This is a genomic window from Synechococcus sp. J7-Johnson (assembly GCF_024345795.1).
In the GTDB taxonomy this organism is placed as follows: domain Bacteria; phylum Cyanobacteriota; class Cyanobacteriia; order PCC-6307; family Cyanobiaceae; genus Regnicoccus_A.
On record NZ_JAGQBU010000010.1, the window covers coordinates 14,850 to 29,621 of the forward strand.

Genomic DNA, 14,772 nt, shown 5'->3' on the forward strand with positions numbered 1-14,772 from the left:
GAACACTGAACCCCCCTCCCATGAGTAAGCCCCTCCAGGTCGCCGTGGCCGGCCTCGGGTTCGGAGAGAAGGTGCACCTGCCCGCCTTGCGGGCCTGCCCGGGCACGGAGCCGGTGGCCATCTGGCACCCCAGGCCCGAACGCCTGGAGGCCGCCTGCCGTGCCGCTGAGTTGCCGGGCCACAGCGATTTTGCTGCGCTGCTTGCGGATCCTGCCGTGGAAGCTGTGGTGATCGCCACCCCGCCAGGCCCCCGCTTCAAGCTGGCCCGCGCCGCCCTGGAAGCCGGCAAGCACCTGCTGCTGGAGAAACCCATTGCCCTGGAGGTGGCCCAGGTCCGGGCGCTGAGACGGCTGGCGATCGAGCGGGGCCTCAGCGTGGCGGTGGATTTCGAGTACCGTGCCGTGCCGGTCTTCCAGCAGCTGAAGGCGCTGCTGAGCCAGGGGGTGCTGGGGGACCCGTGGCTGGTGCGCTTCGATTGGCTGATGAGCAGCCGCGCCGATCCCGGCAGGGCCTTCAGCTGGGCGTCCCAACGCTCTGAAGGTGGCGGCGTGCTCGGCTCCCTCGGCACCCATGCCTTCGACAGCCTGGAGTGGCTGGTGGGGCCGGTGCGCCAGCTGAGCGCCAGCCTCTCCACCGCCATCCACCAGCGCCCCCTGCCCGGAACCCCAGAGAGATCCGGAGTCGTCGACGCCGACGATGTGGCCCTGCTTCAGCTTGAGCTCGAAACATCCACAGGGGCATCGGTGCCAGCCCAGCTCAGCCTCTCTTCGGTCACCCGCGCCGGAAGGGGCTGCTGGCTTGAGTTCCATGGCAGCGAGGCCACGCTGATTCTTGGCAGCGATAACCAGGCCGACTATGTGCACGGCTTCCATCTCTGGCTGGCCCGGCCTGGGGAGCTGCTTCAGCCGGTACCGGCGGATCCAGCCCTGGCCTTTGTCCGCACCTGGGCCGACGGCCGCATCGCCCCGGTGGCGCGCCTGCAGGGCTGGTGGAGCGACAGCTGTCGCGAAGGACGACCCATGCTGCCGGGCCTGGCGGAAGGAGAACGCAGCCAGCTCTGCTGCGACCTGGCCCTTGAGTCAGATGCCAGCGGCCTGCGCCAGAACCTTGGCAGCTGAGCCTGAATCCGAGGCCGCTGGGACCTCATTTACAGGGGATCGACTAGATTCTTTCCAGCCCGCGTCAAGGTCCCGACGCCGGTGATCCGGTCCTCCGGGGCCGAACCTGACGCATCACCCACCCAACCTCCAGAGATTTTTCCCATGGCCCTCGTTCCGCTTCGGCTGCTCCTCGACCACGCCGCTGAGAACGGCTATGGCATTCCAGCGTTCAACGTCAACAACCTGGAGCAGGTCCAGTCGATCATGGAGGCGGCCTACGAAACCGACAGCCCTGTGATCCTGCAGGCCTCCCGCGGAGCCCGCCAGTACGCCGGTGAGATCTTCCTGCGTCACCTGATCATCGCAGCCACCGAAACCTATCCCGACATCCCGGTGGTGATGCACCAGGACCACGGCAATAGCCCGGCTACCTGCTTCGGTGCCGCCGCCAATGGCTTCACCTCCGTGATGATGGATGGATCACTGGAAGCCGACGCCAAAACGCCCGCCAGCTACGAGTACAACGTGGCCGTCACCAAGGAAGTGGTGGATGTGGCCCATGCCATCGGCGTGAGCGTGGAAGGCGAGCTCGGTTGCCTCGGATCGCTTGAAACCGGCAAGGGTGAAGCCGAGGACGGCCACGGGTTCGAAGGTGCCCTCTCCCGCGAGCAGCTGCTCACCGATCCTGCCGAAGCCGCTGACTTCGTCGCCAAAACCAAGGTGGATGCCTTGGCGATCGCCATCGGCACCAGCCACGGCGCCTACAAGTTCACCCGCAAGCCCACCGGCGAAGTGCTGGCCATTTCCCGCATTGCCGAGATCCACAAGGCGATCCCCAATACCCACCTGGTGATGCACGGCTCCAGCTCCGTGCCCCAGGAATGGCTCGACATGATCAACAAGTACGGCGGTGCCATTCCCGAAACCTATGGCGTGCCGGTGGAAGAGATTCAGAACGGCATCAAGAACGGCGTTCGCAAGGTCAACATCGACACCGACAACCGTCTGGCCTTCACCGCCGCCGTGCGTGAAGCCGCCTTCAAGGATCCCGCCAACTTCGACCCTCGTCACTTCAACAAGCCGGCCCGGGCCTACATGAAAAAGGTGTGCCTTGATCGCTACCAGCAGTTCTGGTGCGCCGGCCAGGCCAGCAAGATCAAGCAGCAGAACATCAACTACTACGCCGCTCTCTACGCCAAGGGCGCCCTCGATCCCAAGACCGCTGTGGCCGTCTGAGTCTTTCTTCAGCTCAGTCCAGACACTCGCTCGCGACCTGTCCAGGGAGCCCCAGGCTCCCTTTTTTCATGCCTGCTCAGGGAACTGGGGTGAACGTGGGCAGGCCAGGGAGCCCCAGCGGACTAGGCACAACGGGTCCGCCTCCGCCTGCCGGCGCACCCACCGGACTCTCCCCGCCGGAGACCAGCTTCTCCAATGCCGTGTTGAGATCCCGCTCCATCACGAAGCGGCGTCCGTCGGTGACCACCACCCTCACCAGGGTGGGCAGATCGTTGTTCTTCGACTGCAGATAGATCGGCTCCACATAGAGCAGCCCCTTGCCCACAGGCAGCAGCAGCAGATTGCCGCGCACCAGCTGGGAGCCTGTGCGGTTCCACAGACCAAACTGAAAGCTGATCAGCGGATCCTGCTCGATCAGGGCCGAAATCTGCTGCGGGCCCAGCAGCAGCCGCTGCTGCGGGAAGCGCACCAGCACCAGTTCGCCGTAGTGGGGCGGATCGTTGCGCGCCGCCAGCCATCCCACCAGGTTGGTGCGGCGCAGGGGCGAGAACGGCAGCAGCAGCACGAATTCCGGCCGCTTCTCTCCTGGGAGCTGCAAGGTGGCGTGATAGGGCTCCACAGGCACGTTGTTGGAGCCGTAGACCTCGAGCGGGATCGACCAGACGTCATCGCCGTTGTAAAAGGTGCGCACATCGGTGACGTGGTACCGAAGTAGCCGCTCCGACTGGATCGCGAACTGGCTGAGCGGCACGCGGATGTGGCTGAGCAACGCGGCAGGCATCTCCAGCAGCGGGTTGAACAGCTCGGGAAACGCCCGCTGCCAGGTGCTCAGCACCGGATCGGTGGGATCGTTCACATAGAGCCAGAGGCGCCCGTCGTGGGCGTCAACGACCGCCTTCACCGGGTTGCGGAAGTAGCGGATCCCCTTGGCATTGGCGTCGCTGTAGGGATAGCTGCGGCTGGTGGTGAATCCGTCGAGCATCCAGTACTGATGCTGAGAGGGCTCGAAGCCAGGCGAGCCCTCCACCCGCGCCGTCACCAGATAGGGCTCGGCCTCAAAGTGCAGAAACGGCGCCAGGGCCTCCAACCGTTCGTTCACCTGCCTGCGGATCAGCAGCAGCGAGTCGGGCGTGAACGAACCGCTGAACAGCATCCGCGGTTCGCGCAGATAGACAGCTGCCTTGAACCTTTGCCAGGAGGTGTCGAGCCGGATCCCGAGCCGCCCCGAGAAATGGGTGTAGACGTTCAGTTCCCCGTCGGGGAAGTCGAACTCCTGCACCTTGGTGGGGGCGATCACGTAAGGAGCCCGCGCCGAGGCGTAGTAAAGGCGTGGTTGCCCGAGCGGCAATGACTTCTCGGCGGCGGCGTCACTGATTCCCAGCTTGGAAATGCCCTGCACCCGGCCGCTGCTGCCCAGGTCCTTGACGAAGAACAGCGGCAGGCCGTCAGGGCCGAAAACGTTCACCGGCGAGACGGTGAAGCCGAAGCCGTGGGTGAAGACGAGATGACGGTTCAGCCAGGTGCGCGAGCCTGCCGGCAGGGCGCCGCTGTCGAGTTCCCGGGCCGCGATCAACACCTGCTGCGACCCGCGGCGGAGAGGATCCCCCAGCAGCGGGTAGCGGTCCACCGCGGCGGAGGGGAAGGTGTAGTACAGCCGTAACTGCTGCAGCTGCCTGTTGGCGGCCAGCAGAGGCCGACTGTCCCACAGACGGATGTTGGCCAGGGTTCCCGGCGCCGATTCCAGATCGCCAGGGGTGAGCTTCTGTTCTGGATTGAGAGTGCCCTCCTGGATCGTCCCCAGCCCAAAGGCCTGGCGCGTGCCGCGGATGCTGCGCTCGATATAGGGCGCCTCCATCACCAGCTCCCGCGGCTGCACCACAAAGCGCTGCACCAGGGGAGCCACCAGGAACTCGGTGATCGGCACCAGCGCCACCGTGGCCAGCAGGGGAACCAGCGCGACCCTCCGCAGCCAGTGGCGACGCACCGAGGCGAGCAGACCGAGGGCGGTGAGCACCAGCAGGGCGGCGAGCAGTAGCCGCAACGGCAGGCGCACGTGCAGATCGACGAATCCGGCGCCGGAGGCCACGCCGCTGCCCCGCACCATCAGATCGAAGGGGGCCAGGGCGGTGCTGAAGGCGGCCAGCAGGCAGAGAACCGCGAGCTGGGGCTTGAGCACTCCCTGCTGGTCACGGCTCAGGCCCACGAAGCGCAGGTCACTCAGGCTGGATCCTTCGGTGAAGGTGAGCCAGAGGCAGGCCGCGAACCCCACGATTCCCTGGGCCAGAAGGATGCTCAGCAGCAGATGCAGCGCCGGCAGGCGCAGCACCGTGAAGCTGATGTCGAACCCCGTGAGCGGATCCCCTTCTCCGAACGGCACCGCCAGCAGGGCCGGCAACCACAGACTCCAGCCCCGCGCCAGGGCGGTGGCTGATCCGGCCAAGGCGGCCACCAGCACCAGCTGCAGGGTCGGCAGGGGCTTGACCAGCAGCGGCAGCAGCAGTCCGGCTGCCATGGCGAGCAACAGCGGCAGCGGCAGGTCGGCCAGCACTCGAAAGCCACTGAAGATCTCGCCACTGAAAGGGGCGCTGATCAGTCCCCACGCCTGAACGATCAGGTAGGTGAGGCCAGCGGCCAGGAACAGCTCCAAGCCCGCCAACACCAGCACCATGGGCAGGGGCTCGAGCCGCAGCAAGGTCAGGCGCGGCATCACCTTGGTGGCACTGGCGCTGCGCAGACGCCAGCAGCGCTGCAGCTGTTGCAACTGCAGGGGAACCCCCAGCCCCATCACCAGCAGGAACGCCCCGACCTGCAGCCACCAGCGGCGCCACAGCACCGATTCGAAGCCGAACTGGGCAAACCAGTCAAGCTCGATGCCCAGTCGGGAGATCAGCACCAGCGCCAGAGGGACGAGCGCCAGCACAGCCAGGGCTGCAGGCAGCGACAGCAGGCGCGGGAGACGGGAGGGCACGGCATGAGGCTAGACAGCGGCAGGCAACCACGCCCGCTCCGTCCTTGATCGCAGTGAGCACAAGCCGATCCCAATACCCGACCCCGGAGATCGGCTTTAATGGAACGTTCTGTCCGGCGCTGCTAGCTTTCACCCACAGCTGTTGTCGGGCCTTGACCGCCACCCTCTCCCGCTCCACCTTCACGGGCCTGCGCTGCAAGGAATGCGGCCACCCCTATGAAGCGAGCGCCCGCCACGTCTGTGAAGACGTCTGTTTCGGCCCGCTCGAGGTCGTCTACGACTACGACGCCATCCGCAACCGGGTCAGCCGGGCCTCGATCGAAGCCGGCCCCACCTCCATCTGGCGGTACCGCGAATTCCTGCCGATCGAGGGGGATCCGATCGATGTGGGCACCGGATTCACCCCTCTGCTCAAGGCCAACCGGCTGGCCCGCCGCCTCGGCCTCAGGAACCTCTACATCAAGAACGACGGCGTCAACATGCCGACGCTCTCCTTCAAGGATCGGGTGGTGTCGGTGGCACTCACCCGGGCCCGCGAACTGGGCTTCACAACGGTGAGCTGCGCCTCCACCGGCAACCTGGCCAACTCCACAGCCGCCATCGCTGCCCATGCCGGCATGGAGTGCTGCGTCTTCATCCCCAGCGATCTGGAGATGGGCAAAGTGCTCGGTACCCTCATCTACAACCCCACCCTGATGGCGGTGAAGGGCAACTACGACCAGGTGAATCGCCTCTGCTCCGAGGTGGCCAACACCTACGGCTGGGGCTTCGTGAACATCAACCTGCGCCCCTATTACTCCGAGGGGTCCAAGACCCTCGGCTACGAGGTGATCGAGCAACTGGGCTGGCAACTGCCTGATCACATCGTGGCCCCCCTGGCCTCCGGTTCCCTCTTCACCAAGATCCGCAAAGGCTTCGACGAGTTCATCAAGGTGGGCCTGGTCGACGAAAAGCCCGTGCGCTTCAGCGGCGCCCAGGCCGAAGGTTGCAGCCCGATCGCCCAGGCCTTTGCCGAGGGCCGCGACTTCATCACCCCGGTGAAGCCAAATACGATCGCCAAGTCGATCGCCATCGGCAACCCGGCCGATGGCCCTTACGCCATCGACCTGGCCAACCGCACCAAGGGCACGATCTCGGCGGTGAGTGACCAGGAGATCATCGACGGCATCAAACTGCTGGCCGAAACCGAGGGCGTTTTCACCGAAACCGCCGGAGGTACCACGATCGCGGTGCTCAAGAAGCTGGTGGAGCAGGGCAAGATCGATCCCGGCGAAACCACAGTGGCCTACATCACCGGCAACGGCCTCAAGACCACCGAAGCCGTGGCCTCCTCAGTGGGCGAACCTCACACGATCGAACCCCAGCTCGCCAGCTTCAATGCCGCCTGGGAGCGGGCCCAGTCGCTGCACCGCGCCAGCTGGGAGCCGATCGGCGCCTGAGCCATCTTCCAACTCCCATCCACGTCCCGTTCCCTGCGGCTCCGCCGCTCTCCCTTACGCCATGGCGATACAGGTTCTGATCCCCACTCCCCTGCAGAAGTTCACCGCGGATCAATCCAGCGTCGAGCTCGAGGCCACGAGCGTCGACGGGCTGCTCGAGGCTCTTGAAGGACGCTTCCCCGGCATCCTTGCCAGGCTCACCGACGAGAGCGGCAAGCTGCGGCGCTTCCTCAACGTCTACGTGAACAGCGAGGACATCCGCTTCCTCGACAACCAGGCCACGGCCCTCGCCGACGGCGATGAGGTGAGCATCGTGCCCGCCGTGGCCGGCGGCTGATCAGGCTCCGTTCACGACAGCCCCCAAAGCGCAGGTGTGACCGCAAGCACCCAATGGGGTGGGCATCCTCCATAGGCTCAGCGCACGTTCCGTGCGGCTGGATCCATGACCCAAGCTCCCGAAGCCCCGGTGGCCCCGCGGCCTGATGAGAGCGCCGCCCTGTCGATGGCTCCGGCCGGCAAGGCCCTGCTCTTCGACTACCGCCAGGCGGCCAATCCTGTGCGACGGGGCCTCACCGAGCCGATTCCCGAGGGGCGCTGGGGACCGGAGCTGCACGCCAGCGGCCCCAGCGCCATCCTTCCCCTGGATCTGAGCCGTGAGCTGGAATGCCGTGGTCCGGCCACCAGCCCGGCCCTGAGCGCCAACTTCATCCGCATCCTGGCCGGTGAGTCGATCAGCGCCGGGGCCAACGCCACCAGCTTCCTGTTCTACGTCTGGCGCGGCGCCGGCAGGTGCCGGCGGGCGGCGGGCACCCTGGGCGGTGCGGTGGATCAGAACTGGAGCCAGGGGGATCTGTTCGTGCTGCCCTGCGGCGAGGCGGCCCAGCTGGAAGCCAGCGAGGAGAGTGTTCTCTACTGGGTCCATGACGCCCCACTGCTCAGCCACCTGGGGGTGAGCGCCGATCAGCCCCGTTTCGAGGCCACCCACTACCCGGGCGAATGGCTGCGGCGGGAGCTGGCCGCCCTGGCGGCGGATCCCAGCAGCGCCCGCAGCAACCGGCTCAGCCTGCTGCTGGCCAACAGCGATCTTCCGGCCAGCCGCACGGTGACCCACACCCTCTGGGCCATGTACGGGCTCGTGCCTGCCGGGGCTGTTCAGGCCCCCCATCGGCACCAGTCAGTGGCCCTGGACCTGGTGATCGCCTGCGCCCCGGGCTGCGCCACTCTCTCGGGACCCGAGCTCAATCCTGACGGCACGATTCGCAACCCGCTGAGGATGGAGTGGGAGCCTGGCGCGGCCTTCGTGACCCCGCCCGGCCACTGGCACGGCCATGTGAACGAAAGCGGTGAGGACGCCTTGCTGCTGCCGATCCAGGACGCCGCCCTGCACACCTATCTGCGCAGCCTCGACATCCGCTTCACCTGATCAGCCCTGGCCAGATCTCGGTTTCTGGCTCAGGCGTGGCCAGCCACCGGCAGGGCCGCCTGGGAACCAGCCTCAGCAGGAGAAGCCCCGCTGGCTTCGAAACTGTCAACGATGGCGCGGAAATCGTCGCCTCCGAGAGTTTCCTGCTCGATGAGGCGGTCGACCAACTCATCCATCAGGGCACGTCTGGGGCGCAGCAGAGCCAACGCCTGGTCCAGGGCCTGCTGGGAGAGCTGACGCACCTGAAGGTCGATCTGACGGCCGGTGGATTCGGCGTAACTGGGGCGGGTATGGATCAGATCACGGCCCAGGAACACTTCATGGCCATCCCCCTCCAGGGCCACCTGACCGAGGGGAGAGAAGCCGTAGCGGGTCACCATCTCCCGGCTGATGCGGGTGGCCATCTGCAGATCACCGGAGGCACCCTGGGTGATCTCACTCGGACCGAAGACCACCAGTTCAGCGGCGCGGCCACCCATGACCACCACCAGCCGGGCCCGCAGGTAGGCCTTGCTGATCAGTCCTGAATCGAGGATCTCCTCATCCGGCATGGTGCGGGCAAAGCCGCCTACACCACCGGAGCGGGGCAGCAGGGTCACCTTGTCGAGCTTGTCGGCGTGGGGCACCAGAGTGCTGAGCAGGGCGTGACCGATCTCGTGGTACGCGATCAGGCGCTTCTTGGCGCTGTCCTGCAGAGGGGCAACCGCCAGGCCCATGGTGATGCGTTCCAGGGCGTCGCTGAGCGCCTGGTCGTCGATGCTGCTGCGCTGGCGGCGGGCGGTGAGAATGGCGCCCTCATTGAGCAGATTGGCCAGATCGGCCCCGGAGAAGCCGGGTGTGCGCGCCGCCCAGGTGCTCAGCGACACTGAGGGATCGAGGGGGCGGCTGCGGGCATGAACCGCCAGGATCGCTTCGCGGCCCAGGCGGTCGGGCAGGTCCACCTGGATCTGGCGGTCGAAGCGCCCCGGGCGGGTGAGGGCCGCATCGAGCACATCCGGGCGGTTGGTTGCCGCAATCAGGATCACGCCCGAGTTCTGCTCAAAGCCATCCATCTCGGTGAGCAGCTGGTTGAGGGTCTGCTCCCGCTCGTCATTGCCGCCACCGATGCCGGCGCCGCGCTGACGTCCGACCGCGTCCACCTCATCAATGAAAATGATGCAGGGGGCTTTCTCCTTGGCCCGTTTGAACAGATCACGCACCCGGCTGGCACCCACCCCCACGAACAGCTCCACGAACTCCGATGCGGCCATCGAGAAGAAGGGAACCCCGGCCTCGCCTGCGATCGCCTTGGCCAGCAGGGTCTTGCCGGTTCCAGGCGGTCCCACCAGGAGCACCCCCTTGGGGATCTTGGCTCCAAGCGCGGTGAACCGCTCCGGTTGACGCAGGAAGCTCACCACCTCCTGAAGTTCAGCCTTGGCCTCATTGATACCGGCCACATCTTCGAAGCGGACGCCCACCGAGCCCTCCGGCTGCAGGCGGGGCTGGCTGCGGCCGAAGCCCATCGCTTTGCTGGCCACCTGGGAGGAGCGTCTCAGCAGCAAGGTGAGTCCACCCAGCAGCAGCACCACCAGCAGAACGTTCACCAACAGCCCGGCGGTGGCGTCGTCCTGGCGGTCATCGCGCACCGTGAGCGGAACGCGGCTTTGCTCGGCCGTGCGCAGCAACAGCGAATCGTTGGCGAAGACAGGCACCCGGATGCTGCGGCCGTCCTTGAACTGGACCTGCACCTCCCGCTGCCGGGGAGAGAGCTCCAGCTCCTTGATCGTGCCCCCCTTGATCAGGGTGAGCAGCTCGCTGTAAGACGGAATCGGTTCGGGCTGTCGCACCAGGCGGCCCATCAGACCCCCCTCCCTGGTCGGGGTTGGGGAGGGAGTGGCCTCCGGCTGGGCCGGTGCCGCGGCCAGGACAGCAGGGGTACCCTCTGGCCAAAGAGGGAGCACCGGACGCGGGCTGCTCACAGGGTTCTGCTTCTGGAATGAGCTTAGCGATTTGACGAAAGGCCTCACGACAACGGAAGATCGTTGTTTGGTTGATCGCGCGGGATGGCTGTTCCCAAGAAGAAAACCTCCAAGGGCAAGCGCAACCAGCGCCATGCCCACTGGAAGGCGAAGGCAACCGTTGCCGCTCGAAAGGCCATGTCTCTGGGCAAGGCAGTCTTGAGTGGCCGGGCCCAGGGCTTCGTATATCCGATCGACGAATCCGCCGAAGACGCCGAGAGCTGAGCCCTGCTCAGATCACACCGATCGGACAAAACCCCGATCGGAGATCACTCTGATCGGACACCGTAAGGATCACAGCGGCAGCTCGATCGGCTTCACCAAAGCTGACCTGATTTGCATTCCACCTGGTTCAGGGTCCCTTGGTCCGAGAGCCAGGCCACTACGTTTGCTCCGCCGGCCCACTCCAGATGCAGCGTCGCTGGCCATCGAGTCTGATCACGGCGTTGGTACCAGAGGATCCAGGCTGTGCTGCCGCCAGGCAGTCCTGATAGAGCTCAGGGGGCAGAGAAGCCAGGGTGGCTCTCACCATGGAAGCCACTTCTGAAGCCTGGAGTGCCTGGCCGGCTGATCGGCGCTGACATGCTTCGGCCTGAAGGCGCCAGCGCAACGGCAGGCTCCAGCGGCTGGGCCTGAGCAGCCAGAGCCCATCAAGCTGATCCCAGAGCGGCTGATAGGCCTGCAACTCCCTTTCCCAGCGGGGCAGCCAGGCCAGTTCAGCAGCACTCAGGGGGCTGCTCCACTCCTTCAAAGGCCTCGCCATCGCCCTGGAGAGAGCGTTTTCCCCCAGGGCCCGGCAGCCCACCAGCCAGCCCTCCAGCACCAGCACGTCGACGGCCTCGAAGCGTTGCCAGCCGGCCCGATCCCCCTGGCCGGCGCGCAGGCGTTTGTCAAAACGGGGCAGCTGCAACGGCTCTCCCGAGCGCCAGCGCCGCAGGCACTCCAGCAACAGGGGCAGATCGTGGCTGCCGGGCGGAACGCGGCTCACCCCGAAGGGATTGCCCGCCAGCCGCTGCAGCCTCAGCTCAAAGGGGAGGTAGGCGTCATCGATCGAGACCACCGCCAGGCGCAGGCCGAGGCTGGGGGCCAGCTGCTGCAGCACCCGGCCGATGGTGGTCTTGCCTGCCCCCACCGGCCCGTTCAGCCCGATCAACAGCGGGGGGCACCAGCCCGCCTCCCCGCCTCCAGATCTGGAGAGGCAGCAGCTGAGCAGGGGCAGGACGAGGCCCCAGAGCAGGCTGGGATGGGGCGGCCCCTGCCAGGCGCCGAGACGTTGCTGCCACTCCTGCTCCCAGGCGAGGGGATCACGCACGCCGCAGCCGATCAGCAGCTGGCGGTGAGGCTCCGGCGGAAAGCCCCAGGGCCAGGAGCGGCCGCTCACGAGCCGAGCTTGAACCCTTCCAGCACCACGGCATAGACCACACCGATGCGCAGGTTGTCGCAGAGCACCCAGCCCAGGGAGGGTTCACCGCGCACCAAGTGGCTGCGCAGGCGAGCCACCAGTTCAACCAGCACCACCAGCAGCAGCACTGCCAGGGGGCGTGGTCCGAACTGGTAGAGCACAAAGGAGGTGACGTTGTTGCCGGCAAACAAGCCGAGCAGGAGGGCGAGCAGCGCCAGGCTGCGGTGGCGCCAGTTACCACGCCATCCGGAAAGGGCCGTGCGGCCGCTGCTCTCCAGGGCCTGCTGCAGGCGGGTGGATTGCACGGGCAACGGGCTCATGGCACTGGTGGCAACTGCTCCAGGTAGGAGAGCGTGATCAGGCCGCCGGCACAAGCGGGGCCCCGCAGCACCTTCGCGGGCGCCGTGACCTCACCCAGGCCATCGGTGAGGCTGGAGGCGGCGCTGAACACCGAGGCTGAGGCCTGGCTGAAGGCGGCACTGAGGGTCACCAGGCAGCGCAGACCGGCTGCGGTGGCCGCCGCCAGTCCTGCAAGGGAATCCTCAAGGGCCACCGCCTGGGCGGGGTCAAGATCCAGGCGCTGCAAAGCCAGGGCGTAGGCCTCAGGATCTGGTTTCTTGGCGCTCACGTCCTCTCCGCAGATCCGCAGCGGCAGCAGCCGGCTCTGCTGCCTGAGCTGGTTTTCCAGCAGGGCGGCCACCGCTTCGCGGCCACTGGTGGTGACGATCGCCTGCTGAAGACCGGCCGCCCCCGCCGCCTCGATCAGGCGCCGCACCCCGGGCCGCAGCCGCACCTCGCCAGCCACCACCAGCTCGCGGTAGTGGTTCTGCTTGCTTTTGTGCAACGCTTCCAGCAACGACGCCTCAGGCTCCCTTCCCTGCTGGTGCAGGAAAAACCAGCGCATGCGCTCACGCCCGCCGCTGATCGCCAGCAACTCAATGTAGGTGGAGCGGTCCCACTGCCAGGGGAGACCCAGCTCCGCAAAGGCCCGGTTGAAGGCGACCCGGTGGCCGTCAAGTTCAGTTTCGGCCAGCGTGCCGTCCACGTCCCAGAGCAGGGCGCGCAGGGAACCCTGGGCGGCACGGACTTGCATCGACCCAGGCTAGGAGCTGGGGCCAGCCGATCAGAATGAGTCCCGATCCCCGAGGTTCCCCTGCCCTTCACTCCGCCCGAGCAACGCTGGCAATTGCCAGCACCCCTGCCGACCATCGAGGATGAAGCCCAGGCCAGGGGGATGGCGGCCCTGGGCCTGCCCCCGGAACTGCTGGCGGTGCTGCGCCGGCGGGGTTTCGACAGCCCAGAGGCGATCGCCGAGCTGCTGGAGCCACCCGCCGCCCCCGATCCCCGGCTGCACTTCGCCGATCTGAGCGTGGCGGTGCAGCGGCTGGTGCGGGCCTGCGCCGTGGCGGAGCCGGTGGCGATCTGCGGCGATTACGACGCCGACGGCATGACCAGCACAGCCCTGCTGGTAGGGGTGCTGGAGCGACTGGGGGCCCGGCCGCAGGCCGCCATCCCCAGCCGCCAGGAGGAGGGTTACGGCCTCAATGCCGGCATGGTGGAACGCCTCTGGGGGGAGGGGGTACGCCTGCTCGTCACGGTCGACAACGGCATAGCCGCCCGGGAGGCCCTAGATCGAGCCCGGGATCTTGGGCTGGAGGTGATCCTCACCGATCACCACAGCCTGCCCGCCGAGCCCCCGCCTTATCTGGCGTTGCTCCATCCCGCCTGCACCCCTGTGGGCTCCCCCTACCGGGGCCTGGCGGGGGTCGGGCTGGCCTATCTGCTGGCAATGGTGCTGGCCACGGAACTGGGTCGCGCCGACGCCACTGCCATGGCCCTGGATCTGTTCTGCATCGGCACGGTGGCCGACATGGCCCCCCTGCTGGGGGTCAACCGGCGCTGGCTGCGGGATGGCCTCAGGCATCTGCATGCATCACCACTGCCCGGCCTGCAGGCGCTGCAACGGCTGGCCGGGCTGGGGGAGGAGCCCCTCGATGCCACGGCGGTGGCATTCAAACTGGCGCCGCGCATCAATGCCGTGGGGCGGCTGGGCGATCCGGCGCTCGTTGTGGATCTGCTGACCACCGCCGACCGCGACCGCGCCATGGCCCTGGCTCAGGACTGCGAGACCCTCAACCGTCAGCGGCGAGAGCTCTGTGAGGCAATCGAGGCGGAGGCGGTGGCCCTGGTGGAGGCCGATGGCCCCGAGCCCAGCCCCTTTGTGCTTCTCGCCCAGACTCACTGGCATCACGGCGTGATCGGCATCGTGGCCGCCAGGCTCGTGGAGCGTTATGGCTTGCCCGTGGCCCTGCTCGCCGGTGAAGGGGGCGGCAGGCTGAGGGCTTCGGTGCGGGCACCCAGGGGGTTTGCGGTAGATCAGGCCCTGAGCCATTGCGGCGCCTTGCTGGAGCGCTATGGCGGCCATACCGCCGCCGGCGGCTTCACCGTCAAAGCCGAGCGGCTGGCGGATCTGCATGACCAGCTCAACGGCCTGGCGGCCAGCTGGCTTGGCGACCGGGGCGGCGGCTCGCCGGTGGAGCCGGAAGCCTGCCTGGCCCTGAACCGAATCGGCCGTGGCTTCTGGCGCGACCTGCAGCGGCTGGAGCCCCTGGGGGCGGGGCTGCCGACACCGACGTTCTGGAGCAACTCCTGCCGGGTGCTCAGCCAGCGGCTGCTGCGCGGCGGCCACCTTCAACTGGAGCTGGAGCAACAGGGCAGCCGCCTGCGGGCAATTGCCTGGCGCTGGCAGGGAGAGGGCACTGTGCCGGAGCTGGTGGATGTGGCCTACCGCCTGCGCAGCGACAGCTGGCAGGGGGAGGAGCGCCTGCAACTGGACCTGGTGGGACTGCGCGGCAGTGGTGGCGGAGATGTGCTGCTCAAACGTCGCCAGCGTTCCTACTGGTGCCGGCTTCAGGGTGATGGCGTGTTGATCCGCAATCAAGAAGGCCGGGAACTCCATGTGGAGCTCCCGGCGTTGGATCAGCCTGCTTATGTGCGGGCACTTATCGATGAGGCAGCCCTGGCCCTTGGGCTTCAGGCCTGAGCCCGATCAGAGGGCGCCGCGTTTGTAGAAGAGGATAAAGATCACGGCCGGGCCCGCCAGGGTGATCAGGGCCAGCGCCAGAAAGTTGGCGATCAGATGGAAATCGATTCCCATGGATGCGGCGCTCGGATAAAGGAATTCGAGGAATCAGCGTACGGGTCGCC

13 protein-coding genes are annotated in these 14,772 nt (G+C 67.0%); 7 read left to right on the top strand and 6 right to left on the bottom strand.

Going from position 1 to position 14,772, the window contains the following annotated elements:
- Positions 1–20 precede the first annotated feature (20 nt).
- Both KBY93_RS06920 and fba read left to right on the top strand, forming a co-directional pair.
- Positions 21–1,118 carry a Gfo/Idh/MocA family protein gene (locus KBY93_RS06920; RefSeq protein ID WP_255093556.1) on the top strand — a complete coding sequence of 366 codons (1,098 nt, stop codon included), beginning with the start codon at positions 21–23 and terminating at the stop codon, positions 1,116–1,118.
- Between the two features lie 144 nt (positions 1,119–1,262).
- On the top strand, positions 1,263–2,336 hold the full coding sequence (gene fba, locus KBY93_RS06925; protein WP_255093557.1) for a class II fructose-bisphosphate aldolase: 1,074 nt from the start codon (positions 1,263–1,265) through the stop codon (positions 2,334–2,336).
- 76 nt (positions 2,337–2,412) lie between these two features.
- On the opposite strand, the gene KBY93_RS06930 is transcribed toward fba, so the two are convergent.
- Complete coding sequence (locus tag KBY93_RS06930) at positions 2,413–5,304, bottom strand: UPF0182 family protein (protein WP_255093558.1); 2,892 nt, start codon at positions 5,302–5,304, stop codon at positions 2,413–2,415.
- Between the two features lie 152 nt (positions 5,305–5,456).
- On the opposite strand from KBY93_RS06930, the gene thrC reads away from it, so the two are divergent.
- From thrC to KBY93_RS06945, 3 genes are all read left to right on the top strand, one after another.
- On the top strand, positions 5,457–6,743 hold the full coding sequence (thrC, locus tag KBY93_RS06935) for a threonine synthase (RefSeq protein ID WP_255093559.1): 1,287 nt from the start codon (positions 5,457–5,459) through the stop codon (positions 6,741–6,743).
- A gap of 61 nt (positions 6,744–6,804) precedes the next feature.
- Positions 6,805–7,080 carry a MoaD/ThiS family protein gene (locus tag KBY93_RS06940; protein WP_094556518.1) on the top strand — a complete coding sequence of 92 codons (276 nt, stop codon included), beginning with the start codon at positions 6,805–6,807 and terminating at the stop codon, positions 7,078–7,080.
- A 105-nt stretch (positions 7,081–7,185) separates the two neighbouring features.
- Complete coding sequence (locus tag KBY93_RS06945; RefSeq protein WP_255093561.1) at positions 7,186–8,166, top strand: cupin; 981 nt, start codon at positions 7,186–7,188, stop codon at positions 8,164–8,166.
- 29 nt (positions 8,167–8,195) lie between these two features.
- Here KBY93_RS06945 and ftsH read toward each other — a convergent pair whose 3' ends face one another.
- Entirely contained in the window at positions 8,196–10,004 is a 1,809-nt protein-coding gene (ftsH, locus tag KBY93_RS06950; RefSeq protein ID WP_255093647.1) for an ATP-dependent zinc metalloprotease FtsH, read from the bottom strand.
- Positions 10,005–10,208: 204 nt separating this feature from the next.
- Between ftsH and rpmF the strand changes: the two genes are divergently transcribed.
- Positions 10,209–10,388, top strand: coding sequence for a 50S ribosomal protein L32 (gene rpmF, locus KBY93_RS06955; protein ID WP_255093562.1), 180 nt, complete (start codon positions 10,209–10,211; stop codon positions 10,386–10,388).
- 157 nt (positions 10,389–10,545) lie between these two features.
- Here the strand turns inward: rpmF and KBY93_RS06960 are convergent, their stop codons facing one another.
- The 3 genes from KBY93_RS06960 to KBY93_RS06970 are packed head-to-tail and all read right to left on the bottom strand — an operon-like array spanning position 10,546 to position 12,658.
- Positions 10,546–11,544, bottom strand: coding sequence for a phosphoribulokinase (locus KBY93_RS06960; protein ID WP_255093564.1), 999 nt, complete (start codon positions 11,542–11,544; stop codon positions 10,546–10,548).
- On the bottom strand, positions 11,541–11,885 hold the full coding sequence (locus KBY93_RS06965; RefSeq protein WP_255093565.1) for a DUF565 domain-containing protein: 345 nt from the start codon (positions 11,883–11,885) through the stop codon (positions 11,541–11,543). Before KBY93_RS06965 ends, KBY93_RS06960 begins: the two co-directional genes overlap by 4 nt.
- Positions 11,882–12,658 (bottom strand): HAD-IA family hydrolase, encoded by a 777-nt coding sequence (locus KBY93_RS06970; RefSeq protein ID WP_255093566.1) that lies wholly within the window; start codon positions 12,656–12,658, stop codon positions 11,882–11,884. Before KBY93_RS06970 ends, KBY93_RS06965 begins: the two co-directional genes overlap by 4 nt.
- A 141-nt stretch (positions 12,659–12,799) precedes the next feature.
- On the opposite strand from KBY93_RS06970, the gene recJ reads away from it, so the two are divergent.
- The gene (recJ, locus tag KBY93_RS06975) at positions 12,800–14,608 is read left to right on the top strand and encodes a single-stranded-DNA-specific exonuclease RecJ (RefSeq protein WP_255093648.1); all 1,809 of its coding nucleotides are present in this window, start codon (positions 12,800–12,802) and stop codon (positions 14,606–14,608) included.
- A gap of 6 nt (positions 14,609–14,614) precedes the next feature.
- On the opposite strand, the gene psb30 is transcribed toward recJ, so the two are convergent.
- The gene (psb30, locus tag KBY93_RS06980; protein ID WP_006170631.1) at positions 14,615–14,722 is read right to left on the bottom strand and encodes a photosystem II reaction center protein Ycf12/Psb30; all 108 of its coding nucleotides are present in this window, start codon (positions 14,720–14,722) and stop codon (positions 14,615–14,617) included.
- Positions 14,723–14,772 lie beyond the last annotated feature (50 nt).

Coding starts and splice junctions, on each gene's coding strand:
- KBY93_RS06920 (WP_255093556.1), top strand. CDS start 21: ATGAGTAAGCCCCTCCAGGTCGCCGTGGCCGGCCTCGGGTTCGGAGAG.
- fba (WP_255093557.1), top strand. CDS start 1,263: ATGGCCCTCGTTCCGCTTCGGCTGCTCCTCGACCACGCCGCTGAGAAC.
- KBY93_RS06940 (WP_094556518.1), top strand. CDS start 6,805: ATGGCGATACAGGTTCTGATCCCCACTCCCCTGCAGAAGTTCACCGCG.
- KBY93_RS06945 (WP_255093561.1), top strand. CDS start 7,186: ATGACCCAAGCTCCCGAAGCCCCGGTGGCCCCGCGGCCTGATGAGAGC.
- ftsH (WP_255093647.1), bottom strand. CDS start 10,004: ATGGGCCGCCTGGTGCGACAGCCCGAACCGATTCCGTCTTACAGCGAG.
- rpmF (WP_255093562.1), top strand. CDS start 10,209: ATGGCTGTTCCCAAGAAGAAAACCTCCAAGGGCAAGCGCAACCAGCGC.
- KBY93_RS06965 (WP_255093565.1), bottom strand. CDS start 11,885: ATGAGCCCGTTGCCCGTGCAATCCACCCGCCTGCAGCAGGCCCTGGAG.
- KBY93_RS06970 (WP_255093566.1), bottom strand. CDS start 12,658: ATGCAAGTCCGTGCCGCCCAGGGTTCCCTGCGCGCCCTGCTCTGGGAC.
- recJ (WP_255093648.1), top strand. CDS start 12,800: ATGGCGGCCCTGGGCCTGCCCCCGGAACTGCTGGCGGTGCTGCGCCGG.
- psb30 (WP_006170631.1), bottom strand. CDS start 14,722: ATGGGAATCGATTTCCATCTGATCGCCAACTTTCTGGCGCTGGCCCTG.